14 protein-coding genes and 1 rRNA gene are annotated in these 16,528 nt (G+C 67.1%); 14 read left to right on the forward strand and 1 reads right to left on the reverse strand.

The window, feature by feature from the left end; translation table 11 throughout:
• Positions 1 to 42: 42 nt before the first annotated feature.
• From atpA to V1Y59_RS05675, 13 genes are all read left to right on the forward strand, one after another.
• Positions 43 to 1,674, forward strand: a complete 1,632-nt coding sequence (gene atpA / locus V1Y59_RS05615; RefSeq protein ID WP_330503840.1) for a F0F1 ATP synthase subunit alpha — start codon at positions 43 to 45, stop codon at positions 1,672 to 1,674.
• A 42-nt stretch (positions 1,675 to 1,716) separates the two neighbouring features.
• Positions 1,717 to 2,649: a F0F1 ATP synthase subunit gamma gene (locus V1Y59_RS05620; protein ID WP_330503841.1), complete on the forward strand. Its 933-nt coding sequence runs from the start codon at positions 1,717 to 1,719 to the stop codon at positions 2,647 to 2,649.
• A gap of 35 nt (positions 2,650 to 2,684) precedes the next feature.
• Positions 2,685 to 4,133 (forward strand): F0F1 ATP synthase subunit beta, encoded by a 1,449-nt coding sequence (gene atpD, locus V1Y59_RS05625; protein WP_330430381.1) that lies wholly within the window; start codon positions 2,685 to 2,687, stop codon positions 4,131 to 4,133.
• Between the two features lie 9 nt (positions 4,134 to 4,142).
• Positions 4,143 to 4,523, forward strand: a complete 381-nt coding sequence (locus tag V1Y59_RS05630) for a F0F1 ATP synthase subunit epsilon (RefSeq protein ID WP_330503843.1) — start codon at positions 4,143 to 4,145, stop codon at positions 4,521 to 4,523.
• 183 nt (positions 4,524 to 4,706) lie between these two features.
• On the forward strand, positions 4,707 to 5,159 hold the full coding sequence (locus V1Y59_RS05635; RefSeq protein ID WP_330503844.1) for a DUF2550 domain-containing protein: 453 nt from the start codon (positions 4,707 to 4,709) through the stop codon (positions 5,157 to 5,159).
• A 64-nt stretch (positions 5,160 to 5,223) separates the two neighbouring features.
• Positions 5,224 to 5,871 (forward strand): cob(I)yrinic acid a,c-diamide adenosyltransferase, encoded by a 648-nt coding sequence (locus tag V1Y59_RS05640; RefSeq protein ID WP_330503845.1) that lies wholly within the window; start codon positions 5,224 to 5,226, stop codon positions 5,869 to 5,871.
• A 9-nt stretch (positions 5,872 to 5,880) separates the two neighbouring features.
• Complete coding sequence (gene murA, locus V1Y59_RS05645; protein WP_330503846.1) at positions 5,881 to 7,137, forward strand: UDP-N-acetylglucosamine 1-carboxyvinyltransferase; 1,257 nt, start codon at positions 5,881 to 5,883, stop codon at positions 7,135 to 7,137.
• Between the two features lie 347 nt (positions 7,138 to 7,484).
• Entirely contained in the window at positions 7,485 to 8,756 is a 1,272-nt protein-coding gene (gene mdo / locus V1Y59_RS05650) for an NDMA-dependent methanol dehydrogenase (RefSeq protein WP_330503847.1), read from the forward strand.
• A gap of 112 nt (positions 8,757 to 8,868) precedes the next feature.
• A complete protein-coding gene (locus V1Y59_RS05655) occupies positions 8,869 to 9,945 on the forward strand; it encodes a MadB family AAA-type ATPase (protein ID WP_330503848.1) in 1,077 nt (358 codons plus the stop codon).
• A 1-nt stretch (position 9,946) separates the two neighbouring features.
• On the forward strand, positions 9,947 to 11,479 hold the full coding sequence (madC, locus tag V1Y59_RS05660; RefSeq protein WP_330503875.1) for a MadC family VWA domain-containing protein: 1,533 nt from the start codon (positions 9,947 to 9,949) through the stop codon (positions 11,477 to 11,479).
• Between the two features lie 104 nt (positions 11,480 to 11,583).
• Positions 11,584 to 12,771 (forward strand): iron-containing alcohol dehydrogenase, encoded by a 1,188-nt coding sequence (locus V1Y59_RS05665; RefSeq protein ID WP_330503849.1) that lies wholly within the window; start codon positions 11,584 to 11,586, stop codon positions 12,769 to 12,771.
• A 14-nt stretch (positions 12,772 to 12,785) separates the two neighbouring features.
• On the forward strand, positions 12,786 to 14,213 hold the full coding sequence (locus tag V1Y59_RS05670) for a MadS family sensor histidine kinase (protein ID WP_330503850.1): 1,428 nt from the start codon (positions 12,786 to 12,788) through the stop codon (positions 14,211 to 14,213).
• Positions 14,210 to 14,872, forward strand: a complete 663-nt coding sequence (locus V1Y59_RS05675) for a MadR family response regulator transcription factor (RefSeq protein WP_330503851.1) — start codon at positions 14,210 to 14,212, stop codon at positions 14,870 to 14,872. The genes V1Y59_RS05670 and V1Y59_RS05675 overlap by 4 nt, the downstream gene beginning before the upstream one ends.
• A 12-nt stretch (positions 14,873 to 14,884) precedes the next feature.
• Here V1Y59_RS05675 and mftM read toward each other — a convergent pair whose 3' ends face one another.
• Positions 14,885 to 15,718 carry a mycofactocin oligosaccharide methyltransferase MftM gene (gene mftM / locus V1Y59_RS05680; RefSeq protein ID WP_330503852.1) on the reverse strand — a complete coding sequence of 278 codons (834 nt, stop codon included), beginning with the start codon at positions 15,716 to 15,718 and terminating at the stop codon, positions 14,885 to 14,887.
• Between the two features lie 729 nt (positions 15,719 to 16,447).
• On the opposite strand from mftM, the gene V1Y59_RS05685 reads away from it, so the two are divergent.
• Positions 16,448 to 16,528: ribosomal RNA gene (locus V1Y59_RS05685) — 16S ribosomal RNA — on the forward strand; the annotation flags it as partial.

Below are 16,528 nucleotides of genomic sequence, written 5' to 3' on the forward strand. Positions count from 1 at the left end.
TACCCGAGCCACCGGCCGACTGATCAAGAAAGACGAGAACCCATGGCGGAGTTGACGATCTCACCAGACGAAATCAAGGGAGCGATCGAGCAGTACGTCTCGTCGTTCGAAGCCGAAGCCTCGCGTGACGAGGTCGGCACGATCACCGACACGGCGGACGGCATCGCGCATGTCAGCGGCCTGCCCAGCGCCATGGCGAACGAACTGCTGCAGTTCGAGGGCGGTGTGCTCGGTGTCGCCCTGAACCTCGACGAGGACGAGATCGGTTGCGTCATCCTCGGTGACTACGAGTCGCTGGAAGAGGGCCAGCAGGTCAGTCGCACCGGCGAGGTGCTGTCGGTGCCGGTCGGCGACAAGTTCCTCGGCCGCGTCGTCGATCCGCTGGGCAAACCGATCGACGGACTCGGTGACATCGAGGCCCAGGCGGAGCGCGTCCTCGAGCTGCAGGCAGCGTCCGTGCTCGAGCGGCAGCCGGTCGAGGAGTCCCTGGCCACCGGCATCAAGGCCATCGACGCGATGACCGCCATCGGCCGCGGCCAGCGTCAGCTGGTCATCGGTGACCGCAAGACCGGCAAGACCGCCGTCTGCATCGACGCCATCCTGAACCAGAAGGCCAACTGGGACTCCGGCGATCCCGACAAGCAGGTGCGCTGCATCTACGTCGCGATCGGCCAGAAGGGTTCCACCATCGCAGGCGTCAAGACCGCCCTCGACGAGGCCGGCGCGATGGAGTACACCACCATCGTCGCCGCCCCGGCATCGGACTCGGCCGGCTTCAAGTGGCTCGCCCCGTACACCGGCTCGGCCATCGGCCAGCACTGGATGTACGAGGGCAAGCACGTCCTCATCGTGTTCGACGACCTGACCAAGCAGGCCGAGGCGTACCGCGCGATCTCGCTGCTGCTGCGTCGCCCGCCGGGCCGCGAGGCATACCCGGGTGACGTCTTCTACCTGCACTCCCGTCTGCTGGAGCGTTGCGCGAAGCTGTCCGACGAGATGGGCGGCGGCTCGATGACCGGTCTGCCGATCATCGAGACCAAGGCCAACGACGTCTCGGCGTTCATCCCGACCAACGTCATCTCGATCACCGACGGCCAGGTCTTCCTCGAGTCCGACCTCTTCAACAAGGGTGTCCGCCCGGCCATCAACGTCGGTACCTCGGTGTCGCGCGTCGGTGGTGCCGCGCAGACCAAGGGCCTGAAGAAGGTGTCCGGCTCGCTGCGTCTGGAACTGGCACAGTTCCGCGAGCTCGAGGCGTTCTCGGCGTTCGCCTCCGACCTCGACGACGCCTCGAAGGCACAGCTCGAGCGTGGCGCCCGCTGGGTCGAGATGCTCAAGCAGGACCAGTACACGCCGTTCTCGGTCGAGGACGAGATCGTGTCGATCTACCTCTGCGGTGAGGGGCACTACGACTCGGTGCCGGTCAACGACATCCGCAACTTCGAGACGCAGCTGCTCAGCCACCTGCATCACGAGGCCAAGGGCGTGTACGACTCGATCGCCGGCGGCAAGGTGCTCGCCGACGACCAGGCCGAGGCACTGGTCAACGAGACCAACAAGTTCAAGAACAGCTACCTCACCCACGACGGCAAGCGCGTCGTGAACGAGGCCGAGACCAAGGCGATGGACTCCGAGGACGTCGCGCACGAGCAGATCACGGTTCGCAAGTCGTGACCGCATCGTCCGATGTCCGTTCGAAGGAAGGGGTGAGGGCTCATGGCCAGCATTCGTGAGCTTCGCTCGCGCATCCGTTCGGTGAAGTCGACGAGGAAGATCACCAAGGCTCAGGAGCTGATCGCCACCTCGCGGATCACCAAGGCGCAGGCGCGTGTGGCCGCGGCCAAACCGTACGCACACGAGATGACCGAAGTGCTCTCCGAACTGGCGAGCAACGCCGGGTCGCTCGACCACCCGCTGCTGGTGCAGCGGGAGAACCCGAAGCGCGCCGGCATCCTGGTCATCACCAGTGACCGCGGCATGTGTGGTGGCTACAACGCGAACGTGCTGCGTGCCACCCGCGAACTGATGGCCCTGGTCCGCGACGAGGGCAAGGAGCCCGTGCTGTTCGTCATGGGGCAGAAGGGCGTCGGATTCTTCAGCTTCCGTGGCTCCGAGATCGCCGATTCGTGGACCGGCTTCTCCCAGTCGCCCGAGTACACCGACGCCAGCACGGCGACCAACTTCCTGGTCGACCTGTTCCTGGCCGGCGCGGGCGAGCAGGTGGAGCGTCCGGGTGGGGACGGCTCATTGGAGGGCATCGACGAACTGCACCTCGTCTACACGCGTTTCGTCTCGATGTTGACCCAGACTCCGGAGGTTCGGCGAGTGGCCCCGCTCGTCATCACCGAGGAGGATGACGACATGGAAGCGGAGATCCACAACCCGTCGCGCAACTACTCCTTCGAACCGGCGCCCGAGGCGCTGCTGGAGGCGCTGTTGCCGAAGTACGTGGCCACCCGCGTGTATGCCGCCCTGCTCGACAGTGCGGCGTCGGAATCGGCCGCGCGACGCACCGCCATGAAGGCCGCGACCGACAACGCCGACGAACTGGCCACCACGCTCTCTCGTGAGGCCAATCAGCTCCGGCAGGCGCAGATCACCCAGGAGATCAGCGAGATCGTCGGTGGCTCCAGCGCCCTCGCCAATTGACCTTATTGACCCAAAGAGGAAGTGACCCAACGACAATGACCGCAGCAGTAACCACCCCCTCGGAGAACAAGGCGGGGTCGTCCGACGGCCGCGTCGTCCGCATCATCGGCCCGGTCGTCGACGTCGAGTTCCCGCGCGGCTCGATCCCAGACCTGTTCAACGCGCTGCACGCCGAGGTCAACCTCGAAGCCGTGGCCAAGACCCTGACCCTCGAGGTCGCCCAGCACCTCGGCGACAACCTCGTGCGCACCATCTCCATGCAGCCGACCGACGGTCTGGTTCGTGGGGCCGCGGTGAGCGACACCGGCAAGTCCATCGTGGTCCCGGTCGGTGACCAGGTGAAGGGCCACGTGTTCAACGCCCTCGGCGACTGCCTCGACACCCCGGGCCTCGGTCGTGACGGCGAGCAGTGGAGCATCCACCGCAAGCCGCCGGCCTTCGACGAGCTCGAGGGCAAGACCGAGATCCTCGAGACCGGCATCAAGGTCATCGACCTGCTGACCCCGTACGTGAAGGGCGGCAAGATCGGCCTGTTCGGCGGCGCCGGTGTGGGTAAGACGGTGCTCATCCAGGAGATGATCACCCGTATCGCCCGCGAGTTCTCCGGCACCTCGGTGTTCGCCGGCGTCGGTGAGCGCACCCGTGAGGGCACCGACCTCCACCTCGAGATGGAGGAGATGGGCGTTCTGCAGGACACCGCGTTGGTGTTCGGCCAGATGGACGAGCCGCCGGGCACCCGTATGCGCGTCGCCCTGTCGGCGCTGACCATGGCGGAGTACTTCCGCGATGTGAAGCACCAGGACGTGCTGCTGTTCATCGACAACATCTTCCGGTTCACGCAGGCCGGTTCGGAGGTCTCGACCCTGCTCGGTCGTATGCCGTCCGCGGTGGGCTACCAGCCGACCCTGGCCGACGAGATGGGCGAACTGCAGGAGCGGATCACCTCGACCAAGGGTCGTTCGATCACCTCGCTGCAGGCCATCTACGTGCCCGCCGACGACTACACCGACCCGGCGCCGGCCACCACCTTCGCGCACCTCGATGCGACCACCGAGCTCTCGCGTCCGATCTCGCAGCTGGGTATCTACCCGGCCGTGGACCCGCTGACCTCGACCTCGCGCATCCTCGAGGCCTCGATCGTCGGTGACGAGCACTTCCGCGTCGCCAACGAGGTGAAGCAGATCCTGCAGAAGTACAAGGAACTGCAGGACATCATCGCCATCCTCGGTATGGACGAGCTGTCCGAAGAGGACAAGGTGACCGTGCAGCGCGCGCGTCGCATCCAGAAGTTCCTCGGCCAGAACTTCCTCGTCGCCGAGAAGTTCACCGGTGCGAAGGGCTCGGTCGTCCCGCTCGCGGACACCATCGAGGCCTTCGACCGTGTGTGCAAGGGCGAGTTCGACCACCTGCCCGAGCAGGCGTTCAACAGCTGCGGTGGACTCGACGACGTGGAGGCCGCCGCCGCCAAGATCGCCGGAAAGTAGCGGATCGCCATGGCTGAGAAGTCCTTTCACGTCGAGGTCGTCGCGGCCGACGACAAGCTGTACTCGGGAGAGGCCACCTTCGTCATCGCGGAGACCACATCCGGTGAGCTGGGTGTGCTCGCCAATCACGAACCGCTGCTGGGCCAGTTGGTCCCCGGTGGTTTCGTGGTGATCGACGACGAGAACGAAGGCCGTCGCTCGCTGGCCGTGCAGGGCGGGTTCCTGTCGGTCACCGGGGAGACGGTGACGATCCTCGCCGAGTCGGCGCAGTGGGCCGACGGCATCGACGCCGCCGCCGAGAAAGCGGCGATGGAGCAGGCCGAACCCGGCAGCGACGAGTACAACCGCGCGCATTCGCGGATGGTCGCGGCCGAACACGCGAGCAAGTAGAACGATCGGCACGACGGCCGGTCACCGCCTCGACGGCGGTGACCGGCCGTCGTCGTTTCGTCGACTCGCGTCTGGCATGCTGGTGACAGGAACGGCCGTGATCGAGTTTCGACTCACCCGGCGCGCGTCAGCCCACGTAGCGCTCTCAGCCCCCACCGCGGCCACTCCCGGGAGGTACGCCTGGTGTCGTTCGTTGCGATCCTGCTCGGTGTGCTGCTGGGCGTTGCGCTGGTCATGTGTGGCCTGCTCGCGTACCGGCTCAGTCAACTGCGCCGCATGGGCACCCCGGTGTTGCTCCGCCAGATCCCTGCCGCCGACGACGAAGGCTGGCGCCACGGCACCGTTCACTACAGCGACGACGCCCTGCGCTATTTCCGGCTGACCGCGCTGCGACCCGGACCGACCCGGACCCTGGTTCGCCAGTCGATCGAGATCACCGGCCGCCGCCGGCCCTTCGGTTCGGAATCCGACATCCTCGAAGGCATGGTGATCCTGGAGCTGGGTGCCGGCGCCGACGACGAGGGCCGAGCGTACGAGCTGGCGATGGCTCCGGGCGGGGTGACTGCGTTCCAGTCGTGGCTCGAGTCCCGGCAGTCCAAGCGCTCCCAGCGCCCTCAGCGCCGCCGCAGCGCCTGACCCCTGGTATCCGCACCGGCGCCCTGCACCCGCCCGAGGAACCCGTGGGCAGTAGATTCGGGACATGGCGGTTCATCTCACGCGCATCTACACGCGGACCGGAGACGACGGGACGACCGGTCTCAGCGACTTCTCGCGGGTTCCGAAGACCGACGTGCGAGTGGCGGCGTACGCCGACTGTGATGAGGCCAACGCGGTCATCGGGGTGGCGCTGGCGCTCGGTGACGACGTGCCCGCCGGTATCGCCGACGTGCTCGAGACCGTCCAGAACGATTTGTTCGACGCCGGGGCGGATCTGTCGACGCCTGTCGTCGAGAACCCCGAGTACCCGCCGCTGCGCATCGAACAGGACTACATCGACGCGCTGGAGGCCTGGTGTGACGAGTTCGGCGCGGATCTGCCGTCGCTCGACTCGTTCATCCTGCCCGGCGGGAGCGGGCTGAGTGCCCTGTTGCATCAGGCACGGACCGTCGCCCGACGCGCGGAGCGGTCGGCGTGGGCGGCGGTCGACGCCGATCCCGACGCGACCAGTGTCCTGCCGGCGCGATATCTGAATCGGCTGTCCGACCTGCTGTTCATCCTCGCGCGCGTGGCGAATCGTCCGCCACTCGGCGACGGGGACGTCAAGTGGGTGCCGGGAGGCGATCGTCGACGACCACCGGTCCGTGGCGGCGGTCGCGGTGCGGCCGGAGACGGCGAGCGCGACCGCTAAGGTGGCAGCGTGAGTGATCGTTTTCTGGTGTCGGGGGGTGCCCGGCTCGCGGGAGAGGTCTCGGTGGGTGGGGCCAAGAACAGCGTGCTGAAGCTGATGGCGGCAGCGCTGCTCGCCGAAGGCACCACCACGCTGACCAACTCCCCGGAGATCGCCGACGTCCCGCTGATGGCCGACGTCCTACGGGGTCTCGGGGCCGTGGTGGCCGTCGATGGTGACACCGTGACCATCGACGCACCGGCGGAACCCAAGTTCCACGCCGACTTCGACGCCGTCAAGCAGTTCCGTGCGTCGGTCTGCGTACTAGGACCCCTGATGGCGCGATGCCACCGGGCCGTGGTCGCGTTGCCGGGCGGCGACGCGATCGGCTCGCGTCCGCTCGACATGCACCAGGCGGGTCTGCGTGCGCTGGGCGCGCACAGTTCGATCGAGCACGGGTGTGTCGTGGCCGAGGCGGACGCACTCGTGGGAGCGCCCGTCGCGCTCGAGTTCCCGTCCGTCGGCGCCACCGAGAACATCCTGATGGCCGCGGTGCTCGCCGACGGGGTGACCGTGATCGACAACGCCGCCCGCGAACCCGAGATCGTGGACCTGTGTGTGATGTTGCAGCAGATGGGCGCGAAGATCGACGGCGCGGGTTCGCCGACACTGACCGTCACCGGCGTCGATCGCCTGAGCCCGACGACACACCGCGTCGTCGGTGACCGCATCGTCGGCGCGACGTGGGGGATCGCTGCGGTGATGACCCGCGGCGACGTCACCGTGCATGGGGTGGCACCCGACCACCTGCAGCTGGTGCTGAACAAACTCGGAGATGCCGGCGCGACGGTCGACCGGTTCGACAACGGCTTCCGGGTGCGTCAGGATCGCCGGCCCATCGCGGTCAACGTGTCGACCCTGCCGTTCCCCGGGTTTCCCACCGACCTGCAGCCGATGGCCATCGGCATGGCCGCGATCGCCGAGGGGATGTCGGTGATCACCGAAAACGTCTTCGAGGCGCGGTTCCGGTTCGTCGAGGAGATGGTCCGGCTCGGCGCCGATGCCCGCACCGACGGTCATCACGCGGTACTGCGCGGGATCGAGCAGTTGTCCAGCGCCCCCGTCTGGTGCTCCGACATCCGTGCCGGAGCCGGTCTGGTGCTCGCGGGTCTGGTCGCCGACGGGGTGACCGAGGTCCACGACGTCGAACACATCGACCGCGGTTACCCGCGATTCGTGGAGAACCTGCGCCGTCTCGGCGGTGAGATCGAGCGCGTGCGCGGCTGACGCGCGGGCGGCACGCCTCAGCCCGGTCCCTGAGGAGCGAGGCGCTAGCCGAGTGTGACGAAGGGCGGCCCTTCGTGACGACCCTTCGCAGGCTCCGGGTCTCCTCAGGGAGCTGGTGGTGACGACCTCCGGTGCTAATCAGGGAGCTGGTGGTGACGACCCTTCGCAAGGTCAGGTCCTCCCCAGACTTAGCGCGCACCTATCCGACCGGACAGGTGATGCACTCACCCGGCGGGCGAAGCTGCGTCGCCGAGGGTCAGGAGGCCTTGTCGACCGTGTGACGCACGGAACATTCTCGATGGGACAGCACGATTCGTCGTCACAGGACCGTCGACAAGGAGCATTCCATGGCCATCGAGCTCAACCAGATCTGGGACTTCCCGATCAAGGAGTTCCATCCATTCCCGAAGGCGAAACTCGGTGTCGGGGCGCACGACATGCTCGGCGTCGAGGCCAAGGACCTCGGCATGACGCGTGCGTTGCTGATGACCACCGGTCTCCGCGGCTCGGGGATCATCGAAGAACTCATCGGCAAGATCGAGTACCAGGGCGTCGACGTCGTGCTGTACGACAAGGTGGAGTCCAACCCCAAGGACTACAACTGCATGGACGCCGCCGCCCTGTATCAGTCCGAGAAGTGCGACGGGATCATCTCTGTCGGTGGTGGTTCCAGTCATGACGCCGCCAAGGGTGCGCGCATGGTGATCGCGCACGACGGACGAAACATCAACGAGTTCGAGGGCTTCTCGAAGGCGACCAACAAGGAGAACCCGAAGCACATCGCGGTCTCCACGACGGCAGGCACCGGCTCGGAGACGTCGTGGGCCTACGTCATCACCGACACGTCGGACATGAACAAGCCACACAAGTGGGTGGCCTTCGACGACACCTGTCTCGTCGACCTGGCGATGGATGACCCGCTGCTGTACTACTCGTGCCCCGAGCATTTCACGGCGTTCTGCGGATTCGACGTCCTGGCCCACGCGAGCGAGCCGTACGTCTCCCGTCTGGACTTCGCTCCGTCGCTGGGTAATGCGAAGTACTCGATCGAACTCATCCGCGACCACTTGCGCACCGCGGTCTACGATCCGCGCAATCTCGTGGCGCGCACCGGCATGATGCACGCGCAATACATTGCCGCACAGGCGTTCAACTCCGGTGGGCTCGGATTGGTGCACTCACTGTCGCACGCGGTCAGCGCTTTCTACGACAGCCACCACGGACTCAACAATGCGATCGCGTTGCCGCGTGTCTGGGAGTACAACCTGCCGTCACGCTTCGAGCGGTATGCCGAGATCGCCGCCCTGATGGGTGTCGACACCAGCACGATGACGACCGTGCAGGCCGCCGACGCCGCCGTCGAGGAGGCGATCCGACTGTCCAAGGACCTCGGCATCCCGGACAACTTCGGTCAGCTCAGCGTGAACAGCTACGAGAAGAACCGGATGAACAGCGGCAAGTACGAGGGTCGCGGCGACACCATGGACACCTCCGACAAGCAGGTCCGTGCGATCGCCGAGCACATGATGGACGACTGGTGCACACCGGGCAATCCCCGGGAGAGCACCGTCGAATCGCTCATCCCGATGGTGGGTCACGCGTTCACCGGGTCGTACTGACCCGCGGGCAGACCGGTCCGGGGAAGGCTGCCCCCGCCTTCCCCGGGCCTCCTCCGTCAACCGTGCGTCGGCCCAGCCGCGGTGCCGACCGTCGACCCGAAAGAGCAAGCCGATGCCCGATTTTCCCGCGGCGGACGCCGCATATGACCCACCGGTCGACACCGTGTTCGAATCGGTGGACACTCTCCGCGACGCACTGAGCGCACAGGGATACCTGATCGACGACGACCTCGCGGTGGTCGTCCACCTCGCGACGATCCTGGACCGTCCGCTGCTGCTCGAGGGGCCGGCGGGCGTGGGCAAGACCGAACTCGCCAAGGCGCTGGCCGCAGCGTCGGGGCGCGAGCTGATCCGGCTGCAATGTCATGAGGGCCTTGATGATTCGCGGGCGCTCTACGAGTGGGACTACGCCCGCCAGTTGTTGCATGTGCAGATGCTGCGCGACCGGATCGGGGCGGAACTCGCCGCGCAGACCAGCCTCGCGGCCGCGTCGGCCGCTCTTGCCCGGACCGACGTCGGTGTCTACACGGAGGACTTCCTCGTCGCGCGTCCGCTGCTGGCGGCGATCATGTCGCCCACACCGACCGTGTTGCTCGTCGACGAGATCGACCGCACCGACGAGTCGATGGAGGCGGTGATGCTCGAGGTGCTCGCGGAACGGCAGGTGACGGTACCCGAACTGGGGACGTTCACGGCGCGGTCGGCGCCGTGGGTCATCTTGACCTCCAACGACACCCGTGAGCTGTCGGCCGCGCTCAAGCGGCGGTGCCTGCACTTCCAGGTCGACTACCCGAGCGCTGACCGGGAACGGCGCATCGTGGCAGTGCGCGCACCTGATGTCGAGGAATCGGTCATCGGCGAGGTCGTCGCGCTGGCGCGACGGTTGCGCGATCTCCCGCTGCGCAAGAGTCCGTCGATCGCGGAGGTCATCGACGCGTGCCGGGCGGCGTCCTATCTGCAGGAAGCCGAACCGAGTGATCCGGACGCGCACGAGCGTGCGTTGCTCGCACTGCTGGTGAAGTTCGGTACGGATCTCGAACTCGTGCGCCGAGAACTGTCGGCGACGGACCGTGGTTCGTCGGGAGATCGGCTGGTCGGCGTCGACGGTTCGACACCGTCGGGGTCGGTCACCGCGACCGCGTTCGGTGCGGGGCGTGCCCGTAGCGCGGCCCTGAGTGCGCACCGCTGACATGGCCGGGGCGACCACCATCCGCGGCGTGCACGATCGGACACTCGATCGTCTCGCAGTCGCCTTCGGGCGTGCCTTGCGGATGCACGGAGTCGAGGCCTCACCGGCGGAGGTCATCGAGGTCCGGCGTGTGATGGCGATCGTCGGGGCGCGTGATCTGTCCGTGCTCGCCGCCGGATTGCGCAGCGTCTGCGTGAAGTATGCGTACGAGTCGGACGCGTTCGACCGGGTGTTCTGGCTCTTCTTCGCCGACGCCGGGAGCGGGGCCGCCGACCAGGAGCTGCCGCGTCCGCGCGGGGTCGCGGCGGAGTTGCCTGCCGAACTCCGGTGGGATGAGGATTTCACCGGTGCGGCGCGGATGATCGGAGCGGACGAGCACACCGACGAGATCGGCAACTGGATGATCGACGATCCCGACGCGGGGGAGCGTCACGCCGAGAGCGCGCATCGGGAGGAGAACGATTTCTCGGTGTCGTCTGGGACCGACCGGCTCGATGTCGATGTCGACGGCGGTTCGGTGGCCGGCGGTGTCACCTACACCGTCGAGGTGGACAAGGCCGATTCCGGCGAGGTCGGGGAGTTGGTCGGGGTCTCGACACGGGTACGGGGAACGCCGATCGGGATCACCGACGCAGCCGGGATTCTGCGCGCCCTGGATGCCTGCGATGCCCGGCACGCCTACGGGCCGGACGGTGCGGAAGGACTGGACGAGCGCGGCCTCGCGGAGCTGGAATCGGCGCTGTCGGCATTCATCGATGCGTTGTCGGCGCGCCTGGAGTCCCTGCCGATACGGGATCGCGCCGACGACCCCGACCAGCGTGTCGCCTCCGATCAGGCCGACATCGACCGTGCCTGCCATCGCCTGGTTGCGCGGCTGCGTGGCGCGCCCCGGCGTTCCGTCGGGCGGTTCGATCGCGGTGCCCTCGACATCCGACACACCATGCGCGCCTCCGTGGCGACGGACGGTGTGCCGATCGCGTTGTGGCGGAGACGTTCTCGTCCCGGACCGGTGCGCCTGTTGGTGCTCATCGACGTGTCGTTGTCGGTACGTCCGGTCACCGGGTTCATCCTCCGATTGGCGCAGACACTGCACCGCTTGGGCGATCGATGCGAGGTCGTGGCGTTCGTCGACCGGCCGGTCCTTGTGACGACCACACTGCGGACCGCGCACGCCGACCGCGCGCTGGCCGCGGTGCTGTCGGCCGATGGGCTGGACCTCGCCGCGACCAGCGATTATGGGCAGCTGTTCGGCGGACTGCTCGGCGACTTCGGTGACCTGCTCACCCGTCGGACCTCGGTGCTGATGGTCGGGGACGCCCGCAGCAACGGCTTCGACCCCCGCCTCGACCTGATGGCGGAGATGTCGCGCCGAACCCACCGCGTGGCCTGGGTGACGCCGGAACCCTCCCGCTACTGGTCCCAGACCGGCTGTGCACTGTCGGACTACGCGCAGTTCTGCGGTGGCGTGGTGAGTGCGCGGGACGGCGCAGAGATGGTCGGTCGGTGCGACGAACTCGCGGCCGCGCTCGGCTAGACCCGACTACCGTCGGCTCAGGCGACCGCGCCGGACGAATCGACGCCGCAGGGTCGACACCGCAGAGGGACACCAGTGAGGATGCCGAAGAGGATGATGAAGCGATGACGGGTGTCCTCCCGGGACGCGCCACCAGACGTCCCCTCACGCGGGTGTCGAAGTTCCACACGCCCGAGATCATCATCGGTCCGCAAGCGATCGCGGAGGTCTCGACGGCGACGTCCAATCTCGGTCTGCGCCGACCGTTCGTGATCTCCGACCGGCATCTGCAACACACCCCGTGGTACGCCCAGGTGATGGACGATCTGCGCGGCAGCGGCCTCGCCGCGGGGTCGTTCCTGGACATCTCGCCGAATCCTCGCGCAGCGGAGGTCGCCGACGCCTTTCTGGCCTACCGGGCCCACGACTCCGACGGTCTCGTCGCGCTCGGCGGTGGCTCGGTGATCGATGCGGCCAAGGGCGTGGCCGTGCTCGCCGCCAACGGCGGCCACATCCTCGAGTACGAAGGAATCGACAAGGCGCCACGTCCGCTGCCGCCGGTCGTCGCGGTCCCGACCACGGCGGGCAGCGGGTCGGACGTCTCGCAGTTCTGCATCATCAACGATGCCGAGCGCCGCACCAAGATCACCATCATCGGTCGGGCGCTGGTTCCCGATGTCACGGTGATCGACCCGGTCATGCTGACCACCGTGCCGCCGGAGGTGGCCGCCCAGTCCGGGATGGACGTGCTGACCCACTGTGTCGAGGCCTACGTGTCGCTGGCCCGTGGCCGCCTCACCGACGCCCTCGCCCTCGAATCGATCGCGACTGTCTGGCACAACCTGGAACGCCTGGTCAACGACCCCCACGATGCCGCGGCCGGCGCCGAGATGTCGCTGGCCTCGTTGCAGGCGGGAATGGCGTTCACCAACGCGATCCTGGGTGCGACCCACGCGATGAGCCATCCGGTCGGCGGTCGCTGCGACGCTCCCCACGGATCGATCAACTCGGTGCTGCTGCCGCACGTGATCCGCTACAACGCGCAGGTGTGTGCCGACGACTTCATCGATCTCGCCGGATCGATCGGTCTCTCCACGGACGGCTCCGCGCGTGCGGTCGCGGACCGGCTGGCCGACGCGGTGGCCGCTCTCGCCGGTCGGGTCGGGATGCCCGAGACGCTGAGTCCGTTGGGTGTGCGGGTGGCCGACCTGGACCGGCTCACCACCCACGCGCTGGCGGACTCCTGCATGACCACCAACCCGCGGCGTCCCGTGCCGGCCGGTATCCACGACCTGTATGAGCAGGCGTTGTAGGTGGTGGGCCGACGATGAACGACGCGCCGGGACTCGAGCCCGATCTCGCCACGCTGGTGGGCCTGCGCACGGTGAAGGGCAGCCACTATGCCCAGTATCGCGGGGTCGAGGCGCGATTGACGCGGGTGATCGGAGCGCTCGACCGGATCTCGCGGGCCCTGGTCCGCACCGCGGAGGGGCCGGAGGCCCTCGTCGTCGCCGTCGTCGACGCGGCCCGCGACCACCTCGGCGCGCAATGGGCGCTGTTCGCGCTGGCCGACGGTCAGCTCGAACAGACCGCTCCGCGGCACGTCATCCTCTCGCGGGAGGGCACACCGTTCGCGTTCGAGGGGACACAGTTCGCGAACGTGCCCGCCGACCTGCCCGATCAGGTCCTCAACCGACTCAACGACCTCCTGCGCGGGCACGACGAGGTGCTGCACCGCCCGATCATCGACGACCACCATGTGCACGTGCCGGTGGAACTCGACGGGCAGGTGGTGGGGGGAATGTCGGTGTGGACACCCGCCGACCGGATGGTGGACCCGACCGACGTCGTCGTCCTGCGGATTCTGGCGAGTCAGGCGACCGTGGCATTGGTGAACGCGGAGCTCTTCTCCGAGACCTCGCGGCACGCGCGGGCGCTCGCCGAACGCAACGCCGAACTCGAGCGCACGCAGCGTGAGTTGTCGGCGGCGATGCGCGCGACAGTGGTGGACGAAGAACGGTCGCGTATCGCACGCGAGTTGCACGACTCGGTCACCCAGTCGGTCTTGTCGGCAGGAGTCCAGATCGAACTGTGCCGTGGGGCGGTGGACGGGCCGGCAGGCGAGCGTCTGGAGGTTGCGGGCCGGTTGACGCGCGACGCCGTCGAACAGCTCCGTTCGTTCATCTCCACGCTCAACAACTCGCGCCGGGTGCAGTCCTTGAGCGTTCGCCATGCGCTGGTCGAACTGTGCACGCTCCACATGCCGCCGGACCTGCGCACCGACGTCGTCATCCGCGGTCGCGAACGCGACCTGGCCGACGATGTCCAGCACGCGGTGCTCCGGATCGCGGGCGAGGCCCTGTTCAACGCGGCGGTCCACGCGCACGCCGCCGGGGTGACGGTCACGCTGACGTACGCGACCACCCAGGTCACCATCGCGGTCGACGACGACGGCACCGGTGACCCCGACCACGTGCGTCGCGTCATGCGGACGACCTCGTTGGGTGACCTCGCCGCCGGCCGGCATCGAGGACTGGCCAACATGCGTTCGCGCGCCGAGGAACTGGGTGGTGAACTGCGGATACGTCGATCCCGCCTCGGCGGTATCCGAATCGTGGCGGTGGTGCCGACCCGGTCTGCGCACATCGGCGACTCGGCCCTGTCTGGTTCGGCCCTGGCTGGTTCGGCCCCGTCGGGTTCGGCCCCGCCTGTCACCGGACCGGCCGATGCGCCGGACACCAAGGAGTTGTCATGACCCAGACCCGACCCGTCAGCGGAGCCGCGATCCGGACGATGCTCGTCGATGACCACGCGCTGCTCCGGGAGGGTATGCGGTCGCTGCTGGACCGCGAGACCGTCGTCGAGGTGGTGGGCGAGGCGGCGTCGATGGACACCGCGCTTGCCGAGGTCAACCGGTGCCGGCCCGATGTCGTGGTGGTCGACCTCAAGCTGAGCGCGGGTGCCGACTACGAGGGCCTGCGACTGGTCGCCGAACTCGCGCGGCGCCATCCGGGGGTCGCCACCCTGGTGCTGACGACCTTCCTCGACGAGGACCTGGTGGTCCGCGCCGTCAAGGCCGGCGCCCGCGGCTACGTGGTCAAAGACGTCGACACCACGGAACTGGTCCGGGCGATCCAGGCGGTGTCCGGCGGCGGCAGCGCCTTCGACCCCCGCAGCGCCGAGATCGTCCTCCGGACGGTCTCCGGCGAGGGCGATGCACCAGAGGCGTTGACCGAGCGCGAACGGGAGATCTTGCGGCTTCTGGCGGAAGGTTTGTCCAACAAGCGAATCGGGCAGACGCTCTACATCTCCGAATCCACCGTCAAGTTCCACATCCGCAACATCATCCGCAAGCTCGGGGTGTCGAAGCGGACGGACGCGGTGTACATCGCGAGCAAGCGCGGATTGATCTGAGCGCGAGCTCGCTCAGCGTGGGGCGAGGACGAGCCAACCACCGTGATGGTCGACCAGTCGAGCGCCGGCGTGGTCGACCGACGATGCCCATCGGTGCAGGTCGGCCTCGGTGAGTCGGACACGATGCCCGAAGTGCGCGCTCGGGTTCTCCTCGTAGGGGACGGCGACCACCACGCGACGGCGTGCCACCCGCAGGGCGTCGACGAGTGCAGCGATCGCCTGATGGTCATCGAGATGTTCGAGCAGGTGGATCAGGGTCACGCTGTCCACCGAGGAGTCGTCGAAGGGGAGGTCGGTCGCGTCGCCGACCACGGCATTCACCCGTGCCTTACGGCGGAAAGCGTGTGTTCGAAGCAGGGAGACCGCGCCCGGCGAGATGTCGCAGGCATGCACGTTGTGTCCGTCATCGGCGAACTGCAGCGCGAGGAAACCGAAGCACGAACCGACCTCGAGAACACTGGTGCCGACGACGAGTCGGCGGGCGTGCCGGTGGATTGCGGAGAACGGCGCTGTGCCGGCTTTCAACTCGGCGATCGAGTTGTCGTAGAAGGCCGACCAGGCCTTGCGTGCGGTGCCGGCGGAACTGCGGATCACTCCCAGGGCCGCCTCCTCGAACATGTCCTGTCCGGCGATGACGCCGAGGTCGACCAGGGGCAGCAGACCGTCGAGCATCGTCGAATCGCTGATGGACGCCGCATCGAGGTCATGCGAGATCTCCACACGCCCGCCGTCCACCCGCCAGGAGCACCGGCCACCGTGCCGAAACCCTGCTGGAGGGGACGCTGCCCGCCGGACCGTGACGCGAATGCCGTGCTGCGACGGGTGCTGATCGAGGACGATGCTCACCCACTTCACGCTAGAAACAGCTGTGGCCTGCGGGAACTGTCCGATCGGGCGCTCACACTGTCCGAAAGGGCAGGATTCATGGCGCAGATCACAGTTGGGTACGGACGTCCCAATCCGCGGATTCGCGGGGGTTCGCCGGCGGTTGTGAGCCGCTGACCTGCGTCGACGTGTCAGACCGAGGGACGTGAGCAGGCGATTTGATTCTCGCCGGACAACTGCGTAACTTTCTTCAAGTCAGCGCGCCACGGCGCCGCCCCGGACAGCCCCGAGAGGGGAGCGAAGGGGAAGGGAAACCGGGTTCTGCACTGACCGCCCCCGAGAAATCGACCGGGTCGCATCATGCGCCTGGCACGAAATCTCGGACTGCCAGACACTCCCGATCGGAACCACGACCGAGAGTTGCGGACCGCGAAGAGCGTCTGGTAGGCTGGAAGAGTTGCCCCGGAGAGGGACAGCGAATCCAAACAGAACGTAGAACTTGCTGGTCAGCGCCCTTTACAGGGGTAGCGCCGGTGGGTGTGTGTTCTTTGAGAACTCGATAGTGTGTTGATGAATTGTCTGATGCCATTGTATTGGCATCGTGTGTCCAAGGAATTGGATATGGGATGATTTTTTTGTAGCACCTGCTCGATGAGTGGGTGTTGCTAGTTTTTGTTTGGTCAGGTCTTTATCTCTCTGACTGAGATTGTGTTGAAATTGCGTCGGTTTGCCGGCGTGTTTCGATAGGTTTTCATGGAGAGTTTGATCCTGGCTCAGGACGAACGCTGGCGGCGTGCTTAACACATGCAAGTCGAACGGAAAGGCCCTGCT

It is taken from the genome of Gordonia prachuapensis (assembly GCF_036350515.1).
GTDB classification, from domain to species: Bacteria; Actinomycetota; Actinomycetes; order Mycobacteriales; family Mycobacteriaceae; genus Gordonia; species Gordonia prachuapensis.

What these genes read in the sequence shown, in the direction of transcription:
- atpA (WP_330503840.1), top strand. Translation starts at nt 43, where the DNA reads ATGGCGGAGTTGACGATCTCACCAGACGAAATCAAGGGAGCGATCGAG.
- V1Y59_RS05620 (WP_330503841.1), top strand. Translation starts at nt 1,717, where the DNA reads ATGGCCAGCATTCGTGAGCTTCGCTCGCGCATCCGTTCGGTGAAGTCG.
- atpD (WP_330430381.1), top strand. Translation starts at nt 2,685, where the DNA reads ATGACCGCAGCAGTAACCACCCCCTCGGAGAACAAGGCGGGGTCGTCC.
- V1Y59_RS05630 (WP_330503843.1), top strand. Translation starts at nt 4,143, where the DNA reads ATGGCTGAGAAGTCCTTTCACGTCGAGGTCGTCGCGGCCGACGACAAG.
- V1Y59_RS05640 (WP_330503845.1), top strand. Translation starts at nt 5,224, where the DNA reads ATGGCGGTTCATCTCACGCGCATCTACACGCGGACCGGAGACGACGGG.
- mdo (WP_330503847.1), top strand. Translation starts at nt 7,485, where the DNA reads ATGGCCATCGAGCTCAACCAGATCTGGGACTTCCCGATCAAGGAGTTC.
- V1Y59_RS05655 (WP_330503848.1), top strand. Translation starts at nt 8,869, where the DNA reads ATGCCCGATTTTCCCGCGGCGGACGCCGCATATGACCCACCGGTCGAC.
- madC (WP_330503875.1), top strand. Translation starts at nt 9,947, where the DNA reads ATGGCCGGGGCGACCACCATCCGCGGCGTGCACGATCGGACACTCGAT.
- V1Y59_RS05665 (WP_330503849.1), top strand. Translation starts at nt 11,584, where the DNA reads ATGACGGGTGTCCTCCCGGGACGCGCCACCAGACGTCCCCTCACGCGG.
- V1Y59_RS05670 (WP_330503850.1), top strand. Translation starts at nt 12,786, where the DNA reads ATGAACGACGCGCCGGGACTCGAGCCCGATCTCGCCACGCTGGTGGGC.
- V1Y59_RS05675 (WP_330503851.1), top strand. Translation starts at nt 14,210, where the DNA reads ATGACCCAGACCCGACCCGTCAGCGGAGCCGCGATCCGGACGATGCTC.